Below are 14,411 nucleotides of genomic sequence, written 5' to 3'. Positions count from 1 at the left end.
CCCGACAACAAAACAGCCCACCTCGGTGGGCTGTTTTGCTTTGTAGCGGACTCAGGTCAGCAGCGCCACTGCTCCTGAAAAACTCAAAAACGCCAGCGCCGTCGACACCAGAATGATCCGCGCCACACGCCCGTTGTTGGCGCCAAAGCGCTCGGCCAGCAGCGAGACATTGCTGGCGCTGGGCAGGGCCGCCACCAGCACCAGCACGGTGAGCGCAAACGGCGTGAGCGGCACGCCGGCGGCCATGGCCGCCGTGCCTGCTGCCCAGACCAACACCGGGTGCACCAGCAGCTTGGCCAATGCCACGGGCACGTATTCGCGCGTGGGTACCTGCTCGTGCTGGTTCATCTGCGAGCGCGCCAGCACCGCACCGATGGTGAACAGCGCCACGGGCGACGCCGCATCGGCCAGCATGGCCACGGTGCGGTCCACCGGGCCCGGGAGCTTGAAATGCAGGGCCGAGGCCAGCGCACCGAGCGCGATGGACCAGGGCATGGGGTTCGTGGCCATGCCCTTGAAGGCATTGCGCAGCGCCACGCCCACGCCGTGCGTGCCCGCGCCGTCCATGCGCGACAGGGCGATGCACAGCGAGCTGGTGACCAGCATGTCCACAGCGATGGTGACGATGGCCGGGCCGGCGGCCTGGGCGCCCAGCAGCGCCACGAGCAGCGGCACGCCCATGAAGCCGGTGTTGGGAAAGGCGGCCACCAGCGCGCCGAAGGCCGCATCGTTCCAGCCGATGCGCCCGCGCCGCGTGAGCGCCACCGTGGCCGCCACCATCACCAGCGCGCACAGCACGTAGACACCGGCCACGGCCGGGTCCAGCAGCTGCGCGATGGGCGTGCTGGCGCCGAAGCGGTACAGCATGCAGGGCAGCGCAAAGTACAGCACGAAGGCGTTGAGCCCCGGAATGGCAGGCTGCGGCAGCACGCCACGCCGGGCGGCCAGGTAGCCGCACAGCACGAGGGCGAAGAAGGGGAAGGTGACGAGCAGGACGGAGAGCACGGGAGATATTGTCGGGCGGCCTGCGCCGTGCAGGGCCGCACCGTCAGCGCAGAGTCAGGCGGGTGGCATCGCCAGCGGCGAAGCCGCCGGCCTGTTGCTCATTGCTTGCGCTGGATGATCAGGTTGCGCTTGGCATCCTCGGGGTAGGCAAAGGTGATGGCGCCGTTCTTCACCGCGCCGATCACCAGCATGTTGCGCGTGATGGCGTCCTTGTCGGCGGCGCTGAAGGGTTTGTCGTAGGTGGCGACCACGCCGTAGTAGGTCTTCATCTTGCCCTCCAGCGACTCCTTGAGCGCCGGGCCGTTGAGGTTGCCGTCCCGGATGCCGAGGAAGGAGTACATCAGCAAATAGGTGGCGTCGTAGGCATTGGCCGCTGCCATGGGCACGGCCAGCTTGCGCTGGAACTTGCGCGTGTAGCTCGACAGGAAGGAGGCACGGCGCTCGTTGCTGGGCTCGGCGATGAAGGTCTGCACCATGAGTGCGCCTTCGGCCGCATCGCGCGCGCCGTCGAGGAAGTACGGGAACGACAGGGTCCACGGCCCGACCTGCGGCACCTTCCAGCCCAGGGTTTTCTTGCCATTGGCGATGACGGCATTCTCCTGCCCCACGGTGTAGCTGAAGACCACGTTGGCACCGGCACTGCGCGCGGCCGTCAGCTCGGCGGTGAGGTCCTTCACCCCGAGGTCGAAGCGCGCCACGTGCACGGGCTTCAGGTTCTTGGCGGCCAGCGCCGCCACCACGTCGTTGTAGCCGCCTTCGCCATAGCCAGTCTTGTCGGCGAAGATGGCCACCTTGTCCCAGCCGCGCTTGACGATGTCTTCCACCATGAAGGGGGCCTGCAGCGCGTCTCGCCCCTGCACACGGAAGATGTAGCTCTCGGCCGGCGGGTACTTGGCCGTGACGGCCGTGCCCGAGGAGCAGGGGACGATGAGCGGCGACCTGGCCTCCTGGAACAGGTCGATGGCCTTCATGGCCACGCCGGTGTTGCAAAAGCCGATGGTGGCGACGACTTTCTCGGCCAGCAGGTCCTGCGAGACCTTGCGCCCCTGGTCGGGGTTGGCGGCGTCGTCCTTGACCACCAGCTCCAGCGGCCGGCCCAGGTAGCCGCCACCGGCATTGATCTCATCCACCGCCATGCGGATGCCGTTGAGCATGGGCACGCCGAAGTCGGCCGAGGCACCGGTGAACGGCCCCACCACGCCGATGCGTACGGGCGCGGTGCTGCCTATCTGCGCGCGGGCGGGCAGCGCGGCCAGGGCCATTGCCGCCAGCGTGGCCAAAAGAAAAAGCGCCCCACCCCGGGCTGCGCGTTGCGGCGCGGCGGCGGTGGAGCGCGGTGGCGCGAGGCTCTTGGTTGGCATGGCACGGCCTTTCGGGCTTGTCTCGTTGGTCCGTGCAGTATCAAAGTGCCCACAGGCCAGGGACAGCGGGGTTTCCCGCAGGAAGGCGCGTGCCAGCGCGCGCCGTCAGAATTCGATCAGCTTCTCGACGTCCTGCACCTTGCGGCGGGCCAGGGCCAGGTTGGCGCGCGCCTTGTCGAGCACCACATAGATGAAGATGCCTTCCTTGGACGCCATGGGACGGATGATGTGGTACTGCTTGCCCAGCGTGATCAGGATGTCGTCGATGGTGTCCTGCAGGCCCAGCGCCTGCATGGTCTTGTTCTTGGCACGCACGACCTCGGTGTTGCCGGCGGCGGCCAGTTCCATGTCCACCCCCGTGCCGATGCTGCCCAGCAGCATGCCGCTGCTGCTGTCGACGATGGCGGCGCACAGTGCGCCTTCCACGGCCTGCAGTTGGTTCAGGGATTCATTGAGAGTCGCCATTTTTTGGGGTTCCTTGGGGTTCATTCGCACTGGCTGGAAGGGTGAGTGGGCGCAGGCTGCCAATGAAACGCCCGCGCCCGGAAATCGGTCGCAAGAGCGTTCGTCAGGCGCGGGACATCTCTTGCATCACTTCGCCCGCAGCCCACAGGGCGCGGCCCAGCAAGGCATCGCTGCCCAGCACCAGGCACAGGATGCAGGGCACGGGCGCATCGATGGACTGGAAGACCACGGTGCTGCCCTCGGCCTCGAAGGTCAGGCGCTTGCACTGCGGGCTCTGGATCTCGCGGCCCACGGCGCGGGCCATGGCCATGAGCGAGCTGGCCATGGCCGACAGCCGGCTGGCCTGCAGCTCGCTGCGGTTGCGCAGGCAGGCGATCTCGAAACCGTCGGGAGTGGCCAGCAAGGCCAGCTGCAGGCCGCTGATGGGGGCCGCATGGGTTTCGAGGGCCCGCAGGGCCGTCTCGGCCAGGGCATCGGAAATCAGGGGGGCACTGCTTTTCATGGGGATTCACTGCGAAGGGACAACATCGACACCAGCACGCTCAGGGCCTGCAGCACATCGGCACGCTTTCGCACATCGACCTGGAGCACGGGCACCACGCCATGGCCGGCAGCCTGCAGGCCATCGGCGAAGGCCTGGGTGGCCGCGGTAGACGCCGGGCGGGCGCTCAGCACCAGGGCCAGGGGCGGGGTTTCGGCCGCTGCGGCCTCGGCCAGCAAAGCACCGGCTGCGTGTACGGCATCGGCCGCGTTCACGTCGACCATCACGAACACGCCCACCGAGGCGGACACCACCCATTGCCGCAGGAAGTCGAAGCGGTCCTGCCCCGGGCAGCCGCAGACCTGCACGAACTCGCCATCACCCAGGTCGATCTGACCGAACTCGGCGCCCACGGTGGTGAATTCCTTGGCGTGGGACTGGCGGTCCAGGTTGGGCACGTCGGATGCCACCATGTCATCGCCGCACAGCGCGCGGATGGCCGTGGTCTTGCCCACGCCCATGGGCCCCATGAAGGCGATGCGCGGCATGGGGGAAGTGCTGGAATAGGTCATTGCAGGGGAGGTCATGGCCGGCTGGCACCACTGATCCAGTGGGAGAGGCGGCGCACCAGGCCTTTGTTCACTGGTGCCGGGCGGCGGGATTCGGCAGCAGTTGACGAGGGCGCCACCGGCTGCGCGGGCGCGATCACCTGCAGCACCTTGCGGCGCGCCAGCTCCTTGAGCAGCTCGGCCAGTTGCGCCGGGGCCAGGCCGCTGTGGACGTGCAATTGCTGCGCGGTCACGGGCTGGCGCGCGAGCAAGGCCAGTGCGCTGATGCAGCCGGAGCTGTCGAAAGGCGGCCCCAGGAACACCCAGGCCCCCAGCCGGTAGCGGCTGCCCTGGGCTGCGGCCATGGCGGCTGTGCCAGCGGCCGCAGGGGGTGTGGGCTGGATGGTGCTGTGGGCAAATGCACGCGACGGTGTCGATACAGGGACCACCGGAGGAATGGCCGCAGGTTGCGCCGCCACGGCGACCACGGCTGGCGCAGCGGGCCGGCGTGCCTTCCAGTCCAGCAGGAAGACGGCTGCGCGGTCCAGGATGTCGATCAGATCGGCCACGGTGTAGTCCTGCGGCAGGCGTCCCACCCAGGCGTCGGCAAAGCGCGCGGCGGCCTGCTCGCGCCCGATCCAGATCACGCAGGGCGGTAAAGGCTGCAGGCGCACCAGGTTCGACGACACGTCGAGCACCGCCACCTGGGCTTGCTCCAGCGGCGATTCGCGCCAGGCAAAGACGGATTTGCGGGCCGCGACCCCGAACAACTCGGAAAACCGGGTGCGCAATGCAGGGGCCAGCAGGCCGGTCGCCAGATCCCCCTTCAGATTGGTCTTCACGCAAAATACTCCGCAGTGCAGGGTGCAACTGGTCAGTTTAAGTGAGCACTCCATTCGCAACCAGTACAAAACCGTATCAGTCAGGTTTTGTGACAGTAGTTGACCTTTCTGTTGCCAATTGTTCACATCAGGGCCCGAGAGGTGCCCAAGGTATGATCTGCCACTCCCCTGCTGCAAACCACGCCGCGCGCCTTCGGCGCATGCGCGTCACCCCTCCCCGGTCGCTGCCTCCCCCATGTCTTTCGGTCTCAACCTCGCCCAGCTCCAGGCTGTCCACTACACCGACGGGCCCTGCCTCGTGCTGGCCGGCGCCGGTTCGGGCAAGACGCGGGTGATCACGCAGAAGATCGCACACATGATCGAGCGCGGGCTCGATCCCAAGCGCATCGCGGCCATCACCTTCACGAACAAGGCCGCATCCGAAATGCGCGAGCGCGCCAAGAGCCTCATCGGTCGGCGTGCCAAGGATGTGCTGATCTGCACCTTCCACGCGCTGGGCGTGCGCATGGTGCGCGAGGACGGGTCGGTGCTCGGCCTCAAGCCCCAGTTCAGCATCCTCGACTCGGACGATGTGACCGGCATCCTCAAGGACGCCGCGGGCGGCACGGTCGACATGGCCACGGCGCGCCAGTGGCAGTGGACCATCAGCGCCTGGAAGAACAAGGGTCTGACCTCCGAGCAGGCGCTGGCCGAGGCTGCGGACGACAACGAGCGCAGCATCGCCGTGCTCATGACCCGCTACGAGGAGCGCCTGGCGGCCTACCAGAGCGTGGACTTCGACGACCTGATCGGCATGCCGCTGCGCCTGCTGCGCGATTTCCCCGAGGTGCGCGCCAAGTGGCAGGCCTTGCTCGGCCATGTGCTGGTCGACGAATACCAGGACACCAACGCCACGCAATACGAGTTGCTCAAGCTGCTGGTGGGCGAGCGTGCCCGCTTCACGGCGGTGGGCGACGACGACCAGTCCATCTACGGCTGGCGCGGCGCCACGCTGGACAACCTGCGCAAGCTGCCCATCGACTTCCCGAGCCTGCAGGTGATCAAGCTCGAGCAGAACTACCGCTCCACCAGCGCCATCCTGCGTGCGGCCAACAACGTGATCGGCCCCAACCCCAAGCTGTTTCCCAAGACGCTGTTCAGCGAACTGGGCGAGGGCGAGCCGGTGCGCGTGATCGACGCGGACAGCGAGGAGCATGAGGCCGAGCGCGCCGTGGCGCGCATCCTGAGCCTGCGCGCCGCCACCAACCCGCAGCCGGACTGGAAGCAGTTCGCCATCCTGTACCGCGCCAACCACCAGGCGAAGCCCTTCGAGAAGGCGCTGCGCCGCGTGAACATCCCGTACAAGGTGTCGGGCGGCACGAGCTTCTTCGACCGCGCGGAGATCAAGGACCTGTGTGCCTGGTTCCGGCTGTGGATCAACAACGACGACGACCCGGCCTTCCTGCGCTGCATCACCAGCCCCAAGCGCGGCATTGGCCACACCACGCTGGGCTCGCTGGGGGCCTTCGCCACCCAGCACAAGCAGAGCATGTTCGCGGCGCTGTTCAACAACATGCTGCCGGCAGCGGTACCCAAGCGGGCGCTCGAAAGCCTGCACGAGTTCGGCCGCTACATCAACGACCTGGAGTACCGCGCCCGCCACACGCATGGCGCCGAAGCCTCGCGCGCCTTCCTGGGCGAGTGGCTCAAGGAGATCGGCTACGAGCAGCACCTGTACGACGGCGAGGACAGCGAGACCGTGGCCGCCGCGCGCTGGACCAACGTGCTCGAGTTCTGCGACTGGATGGCCCAGCGCGCGGGCGGCCAGATCGACGACACCTCGGGCACGCCCGTGGCCGCGGAGACCAAGAGCCTGCTCGAGGTCTCGCAGACCATTGCCCTGCTGTCCACCATTTCGGAGCGCGAAAAGGAGCAGGACATGGTCGTGCTTTCGACCCTGCATGCCTCCAAGGGGCTGGAGTGGCCGCACGTGATCCTGGTCGGCGTGACCGAGGGCATGCTGCCTTTCAAGCTCGACGACGACGAGGGCCGCCAGAAGGTCGTGGCCGAGGACACGCAGCAGCGCCTGCAGGAAGAGCGGCGCCTGATGTACGTGGGCATCACCCGCGCGCAGCGCACCCTGGCAGTGAGCTGGACCAAGCGGCGCAAGAAGGGCCGCGAGATGGTGCAGGCCCGCCCCAGCCGCTTCATCGCCGAGATGGGGCTGGACCGCACCACCGCCCGCGAGGACCCGCGCGAGAAGCTCAAGGCGCTGCGCGCCGAATTCGCGGCAAAGGCCAAGGCCAGCAGCGACGCTGCATCTCTGTGACGCGCGCACGCAACACCCGCATGTAGGTCAAGATCGCCACCGACATCCGGCGGCGGCCCGTCTCTGAAAGAATGGGCACCGGCAAGAAACCCAGCGGCCTGGCCCAGCCAGGCCGCCCACTGCCATCGCGGCAAGAAAATACCAGGCACATGCAACAAGCTCACAGCACCTCTCTCCCATTCCTTCGTCCTGCCCAGGCGACTGCACCGGGCATGGCGGCAGCCCACCGCACGCTGGCCCTGGCGCTGGCGGTGCTGGCACCGGCGGGTGCAGCTTTCGCACAAGGGACCCCCACCCCGGCCATGGCACCTGGCAGCACCACCGCGGGCGACCAGGCCGCCTGGCGCCGCTGCGCCGCGCTGTCCGACGACAACCAGGCCCGCCTGGCCTGCTTCGACCAGTGGGCCGGCCAGCAGGCCTGGCAGTCACCAGCGGCCACGGCCGCGGCGGCCAATGCCGTGCCCACCCCGGTGGACACGACGCTGCCCGCCACCCGCATCATCGAAGTGGCGCGCACCGAAGGCTGCCGCGACCCGCAGTACAGTGACCTCTCGCGTTTCTGGGAACTGGAGTCGGGCAGCGATTGCGGCACCTTCAGCTTCCGTGGCTACCGCCCCATCACGGTGTCGGTGGCGGCCGGCAGCAACGTGAACCGCCAGCCCACCTCGGGCGCGGACGGCAATTCGGCCACCGAGTCCACGCCCTACCGCCGCACCGAGAACCGCATCCAGCTGTCGGTACGCACCAAGGTGGCGCAGGGCCTGCTCACGCAGGGCCACCCCACGCTCAAGGATTCGGTGTGGTTCGGCTACACCCAGCAGTCGTACTGGCAGCTGTTCACACCCGAACTCTCGCGCCCCTTCCGCACGACCGACCATGAGCCGGAAGTCATGTACGTCTACCCCACCGATGCCAAGCTGCCGTTCGGCTGGCGCTGGCGCTACAGCGGCATCGGCCTAGTGCACCAGTCCAACGGCCAGAGCAAGCCGCTGTCGCGCAGCTGGAACCGCGCCTACCTGATGACGGGGCTGGAGCTGGGCAACGACATCAACGTGCGCGCGCGCCTGTGGAAGCGCATCCCCGAAAGCAGCGGCAGCGACGACAACCCGGGCATCAGCGACTACATGGGCCGCGCCGAGCTGGCCGCGTTCTGGAACTACGACAAGGACAACACCCTGGGCGCCACGATGCGCCATTCGCTGGCCAACAGCGACCGCGGCTCGCTGCGCGTGGAGTGGCTGCAGACACTGGGCTCGGGCTTTCTGGGCAGCAAGAGCAACCTGCGCCTGCACACCCAGCTGTTCAGCGGCTATGGTGACAGCATGATCGACTACAACCGCAAGCGCACCGTGTTCAGCCTGGGGCTGAGCCTGGTGGATTTCTAGGCTCCCCCGTGAGGCGCTTCGCGCCATCCCCCTGAGGGTGACGCCCCCGGTGCAGCGGGGCGGCCCTTGCACGGGGGCACTGGCTTTGGCCGCGCGCTTTTGACCATCAACAGGCCATCTCAGGTGCCGTTCAAGTGGCTTGCCTCTCCCCCTCACAAACCGTTACTCAATTGCGGTCAAGTTTCATTTGCACATGCCGAGGGGCCGCGCACAATGGCACGCGCACCGACTGGCATGCCAGCACGGATCACGCGCCGATAAGAGGCGTTTTCCGGCCCCATTCCCTGCGATTGCCCTGTGGTGCGCCCTCGACAATGCCCCCAGAGAGGAACCACCATGGACATGCAATACCAGCTCAAGGCCGGCAGCTACTACCTGTACGACATGCGCGAGGCGCCCAGCGCCGTGACCGGTGAGCGCAGGTTCAAGCTCAAGACCGATACCGTGGCCATCGCCTTTGATGCGCACACGGGCGAGGTGCACCAACATGGCAGTCCTACCCGCATCCAGTCCTGGGCCAACAACACGCGCCGCCGCCTGCGCGCCGCCGGGGCGCAGGACATGGCCAACGACATCGTGGTGGTGTCCGGCCCGCTGCCCGTGGACGAACTCAACAAGTGCCTGTGGGTCAACGGCTATGTGCGGCGCATGTTCTCGCGCCTGGCCAGCCTGCCGCACGGCAAGCTGCAGCGCAGCGCGGCCGAGCAGCCCTTCCGCAAGGCGGCCTGAGCCGCCAGCAGCGAACGGGGGATGATGCCAAGGGGCCGCTCACGCGGCCCTTGTCGCATCTGCGCGGGGTGCAGCGCGCGGTCAGAGCGGGGCGTCCGCCGTCCCGTCTTCCGACTCCGGTTCGGGCTCCAGCTGCCGCGCCACGTCGACATGCTTGACGATGGTCACGGGCACGGGGCTGGCATGGGCCACTTCCTGGGACACCGAGCCCAGCAGGGCACTGCTGATGGCCCCCTGCCCGCGCGCACCGATGACGACCAGGTCGCAGCCGCTGCGCTCGATCATGTCCACCAGGGTGTGCGCCACGTCGCCCACGCCGATGTCGGTTTCGTAGGAGACACCGGCCGCATCGAGCAGGGCCCGGGCCGGGGCCATGAGGTGCTCGCCGGCTTCCAGGCTGGCGGCGGCGATCAGGTCGGCATCGCGCGCGGTGACCATCTCGTAGAGCGTGGCCGGTTCCTGCACGTTGGCCAGCACGATGCTGGCCGACAGCCCCTGGCGCACGAGGCCCAGGGCATGGTGCACACCGTCCAGCGAGAGGTCCGAGCCGTCCACGGCAATCAGGATCTTGAACATGGGGTTCTCCTTCCGTTTGTGTGCGACCCAGTGTACAGACTGCGGGGTGCGCCGCACCCCATGGCCTCACCCAGGGCCTGTCAATACCCCTTTCGGGGCTGCCGGAGGCCGCAGCGTGCGGTCTGGGACAATGTGGCCCATGCTGCAGTTTGACCTCCTCACCACCGACCCCACCAGCCATGCGCGGCGGGGCACGCTCACGCTCAACCACGGCGTGGTGCAAACACCGATCTTCATGCCCGTGGGCACCTATGGCACCGTCAAGGGCGTGATGCCGCAGAGCCTGCACGACATGGGTGCGCAGATCATCCTGGGCAACACCTTCCACCTGTGGATGCGCCCGGGCCTGGATGTGATGGAAAGCTTCGGCGGCCTGCACGGCTTCGAGCAGTGGAACAAGCCCATCCTCACCGATTCGGGAGGCTTCCAGGTCTGGAGCCTGGGCGCCATGCGCAAGATCACCGAAGAGGGCGTGACCTTCGCGAGCCCGGTCAACGGCGACAAGCTGTTCATGTCGCCCGAGGTGAGCATGCAGATCCAGACCACGCTCAACAGCGACATCGTGATGCAGCTCGACGAGTGCACGCCCTACGAGACCAAGGGCCACCTGACCACCGAGCGCGAGGCGCGCCAGTCCATGGAGATGAGCCTGCGCTGGGCCAGGCGCAGCCAGGACGAGTTCCACCGCCTGAACAACCCCAACGCCCTGTTCGGCATCGTGCAGGGCGGGATGTACGAGAACCTGCGCGCCGAGTCGCTCGAGCGGCTGGTGGAGATGGACTTCCCCGGCTACGCCGTGGGCGGTGTCTCGGTGGGCGAGCCCAAGGACGAGATGCTGCGCATCATGGCGCACACCCCGCACCTGCTGCCGGCGCACAAGCCGCGCTACCTGATGGGCGTGGGAACGCCCGAGGACCTGGTCGAGGGGGTGGCCCAGGGCGTGGACATGTTCGACTGCGTGATGCCCACGCGCAATGCGCGCAACGGCACGATGTTCACGCGCTACGGCGACCTCAAGATCCGCAACGCGCGCCACAAGAGCGACCACCAGCCCCTGGACACCAGCTGCACCTGCCACGCCTGCGCGGGCAAGAGCGGTGTCTCGTGGGAAGCCGGCGGGCGCGAGGGCTTCAGCCGCGCCTACCAGCACCACCTGGACCGCTGCGGCGAGATGCTGGGCCCCATGCTCACCAGCATCCACAACCTGCACTACTACCTGAACCTGATGCGCGAAGTGCGCGAGGCGCTGGATGCGGGCACCTTCGCCCAGTTCCGCGCGAAGTTCAAGGCCGACCGGGCGCGCGGCGTCTGAGCCCCGGCCCCACAGCCCACACGCCGTGCCCCCCATCCTGCGCAAGCTGTTGCTGTGGCCGCTGCGGCTGATCGGCCACCTGGCCGGCTGGCTGCTGGCACTGGTCATCGTCTTCGAGGAATGGGGCTGGGAGCCGCTGCAGAAAATCCTGGCGCGCATCGGCCGCTGGCCCGGCTTGCGCTGGATCGAGGGCGCCGTGCGCGGCCTGCCGCCCTGGGCCGCGGTGCTGGTCTTTGCCCTGCCTTCGCTGATGCTGCTGCCCATCAAGCTGCTGGCGCTGTGGACCATCGGCCAGGGGCATGTGCTGCTGGGCATGCTCATCATCGTGGTGGCCAAGCTGGCAGGCACGGCGGTACTCGCCCGCCTGTTCACGCTGACCCAGCCGGCACTGCTGCAACTGCGCTGGTTCGCCTGGGTGTACACCCGCTGGATGCGCGCCAAGGCGGCGCTGCTCGAACGCGTGCGCGCTTCCTGGCCCTGGCGCGCGGGCCGGGTGCTCAAGCGCCGGTGGCGCCAGCGGTGGCAAGCCTGGCGCGCCAGGTAGCCAGAAGCCAGGTTCGGCCCGCCAGGCACCTGCCCGCGCTGAAAAGCGATTGCCAGGGCGGCGTCACAGAGCCCTTCGATAATCGGTGCGACATTTCTGCGCACAAGACTCCATGGACTTCCAGCTCGACCTGGCCACCGTTCTTCTTCTCTACAACACCTCCCTCATCGCCGGTGCCCTGAGCATCTTCCACATTCGCCGCCACTCATGCCGGCCCCAGGGCCTGGCATCGCTGGCTACGGCCTATCTGATGCTGGCGGTGGGTGCGATCCTGGCCTGGCGCGGCGAAAGCGCAGCCCTGCCGATGTGGATGTGGACCCATGGCAGCCTGCTCTTGGGCACTGGCGGGTACGCCCTTTTCTGGGCAGGAGTGCGCAGCTTCAGCGGGCGCAGGCGAGTGCCCTGGCGGGCCGTGGTGCTGCTGCCACTGGCATGCCTGGCGGCGGGCATCGCCACGGGTTTTCCCCTCCAGAACCTGCTGCGCGCAGGGGCCTTTCACGCCACGGCTACGCTGGTACTGGCCGCCTGCACGTTCGAGATACTGCGCGACTGTCGCACCGAACCCCTGCCTTCGCGCGCACTGATGGCCGCCTTTCTGGGATTGAGCGGCAGCATCTATGCGTTGCGGCTCGCCTACATCCTCGGTGGCACGGCAGGCTCCACCGGCTTCGCCTGGGCGTTCTCCGTGCAGATGTTCTGCCACTTCGGCATGGCACTCATGGTGGCGGCATTGTCCAATGAACGCGCCGAGATCCGGCTGGAGCAGGCGGCCCACACCGACCCGCTGACCGGCACTGGCAACCGACGCTGGCTGGAATCCCGGCTGCCCGCCCGGCTTGCACCCCAGAGCGCCATCGCCCAGCTGGACCTGGATCGCTTCAAGCAGATCAACGACCGTTTTGGCCATGCTGTTGGTGACCGGGTGCTCGTGGAGTTTGCACGCTGCCTGCAAGGGCAGTTGCGCAGCTCGGATCTGCTGGCGCGCATGGGGGGCGAGGAATTCGTGGTCTACCTGCCGGCGGTGACACAGGCGGAGGCCCAGGCGATTGCCGAGCGGCTGTGCGCCAGCGTCTCCATGCTGCACATCGAAGCACAGGGCTCGCAGATTTCCGTCACGGTAAGCATCGGCCTGGCCTGGGTACATGACACGCCCGTCGCTGCGGACACCTTGTTCAAGAGAGCCGACGATGCCCTGTACCAGGCCAAGCAATCGGGGCGCAACCAGGTGGTTCTGGCGGCTGGCACTGCCGTGCAAGGGGCCTGAGTGCCTGGAAATATGCCGCCCGGACACAATTTTCCACCGTTGCCGGCGGCGTCTGCGGTCAGACCCCGCTGGGGCGCTGAGGGGTTTCGCGGCTACAGTGGGTCCAAATCGCCCCGCGCCCCCTGAACTTCAACGCATGCCGTCTTTGCTTCGCCCCCCCTCCCCCGGCACCGCCGCCGGCCCGCTGAAGGGCTGGGGCCTGTGTGCGGCCATCGGACTGCTGGTCTTTGCCGCCTCCCTGCTGGGCATCGTGACCCGGCCCCTGGGTTTCATGGCCGCCTTCTGGCCCGCCAATGCGCTGCTGCTGGGCCTGCTGGTGCGCTACCCGCGCCTGGCCGCATCAGGCACCTGGGCGGCCGCCGCGGTGGGCTACGTGGCCGCGGACCTGGTGACCGGCACCGCGCCCCTGGCCACGCTGTGGCTGGCTACGGCCAACCTGAGCGGCGTGGCGCTGGGCTGGTGGCTTTTCGGCCAGGTGCCGGTGGCCACGCGCTTCCTCAAGCGGCAGATGTCGGTGGTGCTGATGTTCGGCATCTGCGTGGCCAGCAGTGTGCTGGCTGCGCTGGTCGGTTCGGGCACCGGCCCGCTGCTGTTCAACACCACCTGGCTGACGGCGCTGGGCATGTGGTTCTGCACGGAGCTGATCAACAGCGTGCTGATCCTGCCGGTCATGCTGAGCCTGCCGACCCCGCAGGAAGCGCGGCGCACGCTCAAGAAGCGCCGCTGGTCCCGGCGCCGCTGGAAATACGCGGCGCCCCTGCTCGCGCTGGCGGCCAGCGAGGCGGCGGCGATCGCCATCGGCGGCCCCGGGGCGCTGGCCTTTCCGGTTCCGGCGCTGCTGTGGTGTGCGCTCACTTATGGTGTGTTTGCCACCAGCCTGCTATCCATGCTGACCTGCTTTGGCCTGGCGATCGCGGCGGGTGCGGGCATGCTGGACCTGGCGTTCGCGCCCACCCATGCCTGGGCGGTGTTCTCGCTGCGCGTCGGGATCTCCTTGCTGGGCCTGGGTCCGCTCTCGGTGGCCACGGCCAAGGCGGCGAGTGTCGAGGCCATGCGCCGCCTGCACCGCGCGGCCAGCCATGACTTCCTGACCGATGCGCTGGCACGCCGCGCCTTCATGGCCCAGGGCAGCAAGCTGCTGGCCCGCCTGGCACGCGAGCGCAGCAGCGTGGCCGTGCTGATGCTGGACCTGGACCACTTCAAGCGCGTGAACGACACCTATGGCCATGCCCAGGGCGACAAGGTGCTGCATGGCTTTGCCACCACGGTCAGCGAGGCCCTGCGCCCCGGTGACCTGTTCGGCCGCCTGGGCGGCGAGGAATTCGCCGTGGTGCTGCCGCGCATCCGCCAGGCCGATGCCATGGCGGTGGCGCGCCGCCTGTGCAAGCAGGTGCGCAACCACCCCTTCGCCTTGCCGGGGCACCAGGCGCCGTTGCACGCGACCGTGAGCATCGGCCTGGTGGTGCGCACCGGCGTATCCACGCAGGATTCACTGGGTGCCCTGATGTCCGATGCCGACGCCGCGCTCTACGAAGCCAAGGCGGCGGGCCGCGACCGCATCCACCTGTACGAGCCCCGGCCCGCGCCCTGA

General features: G+C 68.0%; 14 protein-coding genes. 7 read left to right on the top strand and 7 right to left on the bottom strand.

The window, feature by feature from the left end; genetic code table 11:
- Positions 1 to 51: 51 nt before the first annotated feature.
- The 6 genes from AC07PF_RS18385 to AC07PF_RS18360 form a co-directional block, all read right to left on the bottom strand.
- The gene (locus tag AC07PF_RS18385) at positions 52 to 1,005 is read right to left on the bottom strand and encodes an AEC family transporter (RefSeq protein WP_007849729.1); all 954 of its coding nucleotides are present in this window, start codon (positions 1,003 to 1,005) and stop codon (positions 52 to 54) included.
- Between the two features lie 98 nt (positions 1,006 to 1,103).
- Complete coding sequence (locus AC07PF_RS18380) at positions 1,104 to 2,267, bottom strand: ABC transporter substrate-binding protein (RefSeq protein WP_494612863.1); 1,164 nt, start codon at positions 2,265 to 2,267, stop codon at positions 1,104 to 1,106.
- 204 nt (positions 2,268 to 2,471) lie between these two features.
- On the bottom strand, positions 2,472 to 2,831 hold the full coding sequence (locus AC07PF_RS18375) for a hypothetical protein (protein WP_145697131.1): 360 nt from the start codon (positions 2,829 to 2,831) through the stop codon (positions 2,472 to 2,474).
- 103 nt (positions 2,832 to 2,934) lie between these two features.
- The gene (locus AC07PF_RS18370) at positions 2,935 to 3,333 is read right to left on the bottom strand and encodes a roadblock/LC7 domain-containing protein (RefSeq protein ID WP_145697130.1); all 399 of its coding nucleotides are present in this window, start codon (positions 3,331 to 3,333) and stop codon (positions 2,935 to 2,937) included.
- Positions 3,330 to 3,884: a GTP-binding protein gene (locus tag AC07PF_RS18365; protein WP_494606911.1), complete on the bottom strand. Its 555-nt coding sequence runs from the start codon at positions 3,882 to 3,884 to the stop codon at positions 3,330 to 3,332. The genes AC07PF_RS18370 and AC07PF_RS18365 overlap by 4 nt, the downstream gene beginning before the upstream one ends.
- 11 nt (positions 3,885 to 3,895) lie before the next feature.
- Complete coding sequence (locus AC07PF_RS18360; protein WP_007849719.1) at positions 3,896 to 4,702, bottom strand: hypothetical protein; 807 nt, start codon at positions 4,700 to 4,702, stop codon at positions 3,896 to 3,898.
- A 235-nt stretch (positions 4,703 to 4,937) separates the two neighbouring features.
- Between AC07PF_RS18360 and AC07PF_RS18355 the strand changes: the two genes are divergently transcribed.
- The 3 genes from AC07PF_RS18355 (at position 4,938) to AC07PF_RS18345 (ending at position 9,124) form a co-directional block, all read left to right on the top strand.
- The gene (locus tag AC07PF_RS18355; protein ID WP_145697128.1) at positions 4,938 to 7,010 is read left to right on the top strand and encodes a UvrD-helicase domain-containing protein; all 2,073 of its coding nucleotides are present in this window, start codon (positions 4,938 to 4,940) and stop codon (positions 7,008 to 7,010) included.
- 212 nt (positions 7,011 to 7,222) lie between these two features.
- The gene (locus AC07PF_RS18350; RefSeq protein ID WP_494612795.1) at positions 7,223 to 8,395 is read left to right on the top strand and encodes a phospholipase A; all 1,173 of its coding nucleotides are present in this window, start codon (positions 7,223 to 7,225) and stop codon (positions 8,393 to 8,395) included.
- A gap of 336 nt (positions 8,396 to 8,731) precedes the next feature.
- A complete protein-coding gene (locus AC07PF_RS18345) occupies positions 8,732 to 9,124 on the top strand; it encodes a hypothetical protein (protein WP_007849707.1) in 393 nt (130 codons plus the stop codon).
- An 81-nt stretch (positions 9,125 to 9,205) separates the two neighbouring features.
- Here the strand turns inward: AC07PF_RS18345 and AC07PF_RS18340 are convergent, their stop codons facing one another.
- Entirely contained in the window at positions 9,206 to 9,700 is a 495-nt protein-coding gene (locus AC07PF_RS18340; RefSeq protein WP_007849704.1) for a universal stress protein, read from the bottom strand.
- Between the two features lie 139 nt (positions 9,701 to 9,839).
- Between AC07PF_RS18340 and tgt the strand changes: the two genes are divergently transcribed.
- The 4 genes from tgt to AC07PF_RS18320 all read left to right on the top strand — a co-directional run bounded on the left by tgt (position 9,840) and on the right by AC07PF_RS18320 (position 14,411).
- Complete coding sequence (tgt, locus tag AC07PF_RS18335) at positions 9,840 to 11,012, top strand: tRNA guanosine(34) transglycosylase Tgt (protein ID WP_007849702.1); 1,173 nt, start codon at positions 9,840 to 9,842, stop codon at positions 11,010 to 11,012.
- A gap of 25 nt (positions 11,013 to 11,037) precedes the next feature.
- Positions 11,038 to 11,556 (top strand): hypothetical protein, encoded by a 519-nt coding sequence (locus tag AC07PF_RS18330; protein ID WP_238541795.1) that lies wholly within the window; start codon positions 11,038 to 11,040, stop codon positions 11,554 to 11,556.
- A gap of 112 nt (positions 11,557 to 11,668) precedes the next feature.
- Complete coding sequence (locus tag AC07PF_RS18325; protein ID WP_007849697.1) at positions 11,669 to 12,820, top strand: GGDEF domain-containing protein; 1,152 nt, start codon at positions 11,669 to 11,671, stop codon at positions 12,818 to 12,820.
- A gap of 136 nt (positions 12,821 to 12,956) precedes the next feature.
- The gene (locus AC07PF_RS18320; protein ID WP_494612794.1) at positions 12,957 to 14,411 is read left to right on the top strand and encodes a GGDEF domain-containing protein; all 1,455 of its coding nucleotides are present in this window, start codon (positions 12,957 to 12,959) and stop codon (positions 14,409 to 14,411) included.

The organism is Acidovorax sp. GW821-FHT10A04 (assembly GCF_059415825.1).
This window is presented reverse-complemented; position numbering and strand designations above follow the sequence as displayed.

Bases quoted from the DNA above. Each gene is read 5' to 3' on its own strand.
- AC07PF_RS18345 (WP_007849707.1), top strand. From the start codon at position 8,732: ATGGACATGCAATACCAGCTCAAGGCCGGCAGCTACTACCTGTACGAC.
- AC07PF_RS18370 (WP_145697130.1), bottom strand. From the start codon at position 3,333: ATGAAAAGCAGTGCCCCCCTGATTTCCGATGCCCTGGCCGAGACGGCC.
- AC07PF_RS18320 (WP_494612794.1), top strand. From the start codon at position 12,957: ATGCCGTCTTTGCTTCGCCCCCCCTCCCCCGGCACCGCCGCCGGCCCG.
- AC07PF_RS18325 (WP_007849697.1), top strand. From the start codon at position 11,669: ATGGACTTCCAGCTCGACCTGGCCACCGTTCTTCTTCTCTACAACACC.
- AC07PF_RS18365 (WP_494606911.1), bottom strand. From the start codon at position 3,884: ATGACCTATTCCAGCACTTCCCCCATGCCGCGCATCGCCTTCATGGGG.
- AC07PF_RS18350 (WP_494612795.1), top strand. From the start codon at position 7,223: ATGGCGGCAGCCCACCGCACGCTGGCCCTGGCGCTGGCGGTGCTGGCA.
- tgt (WP_007849702.1), top strand. From the start codon at position 9,840: ATGCTGCAGTTTGACCTCCTCACCACCGACCCCACCAGCCATGCGCGG.
- AC07PF_RS18355 (WP_145697128.1), top strand. From the start codon at position 4,938: ATGTCTTTCGGTCTCAACCTCGCCCAGCTCCAGGCTGTCCACTACACC.
- AC07PF_RS18380 (WP_494612863.1), bottom strand. From the start codon at position 2,267: ATGGCCCTGGCCGCGCTGCCCGCCCGCGCGCAGATAGGCAGCACCGCG.
- AC07PF_RS18375 (WP_145697131.1), bottom strand. From the start codon at position 2,831: ATGGCGACTCTCAATGAATCCCTGAACCAACTGCAGGCCGTGGAAGGC.
- AC07PF_RS18340 (WP_007849704.1), bottom strand. From the start codon at position 9,700: ATGTTCAAGATCCTGATTGCCGTGGACGGCTCGGACCTCTCGCTGGAC.